Source organism: Chromohalobacter sp. HP20-39 (assembly GCF_033052815.1).
Lineage (GTDB): Bacteria > Pseudomonadota > Gammaproteobacteria > Pseudomonadales > Halomonadaceae > Chromohalobacter.
The window spans coordinates 1-423 of sequence record NZ_JAWHTP010000185.1; the positions used below are offsets into that span (position 1 = coordinate 1).

1 pseudogene is annotated in these 423 nt (G+C 61.2%); it reads left to right on the forward strand.

The annotated features are described in order from the left end of the window. Nucleotides 1-423: pseudogene (locus tag RVY79_RS17550) on the forward strand (hypothetical protein); the annotation flags it as partial.

Below are 423 nucleotides of genomic sequence, written 5' to 3' on the forward strand. Positions count from 1 at the left end.
AGATCAAGGCCGACTACAAGCGGTTCGTTCGCGAGTACGGCGCCGTCATGTCTCTTGACGCATTCTCGCGCCTGGTGACGGAGTACTTCCAGAATCCGGGGTCGGTGAAGTTCCCGAAGGCAATGGCCGCGCCGTTCTTGGAATCACCCGAGACCGAAGAGGAAAAGAAGATCGCCGACGTGCTGCGGGCCAGCATGGAAGCGGAGGAAATCCGGCTGCTGCAGGAACTCGCCAAGCAAACGGAGCGCCTGGAAAACGCGCAGGCGTCGCTGGCAGCAAAGCCAACAAAGAAAGCGGCCGACGAGGTGCGCATCGCCTCCAACAAGATCGCGTGGGCCAAGGGCAAGCTCGAAGACCTGAAGAGCACTGAGATCAAGCCGCGCGACTCGCGCATCTTCCCAGGCGGGTGTGCAGATCGGACGA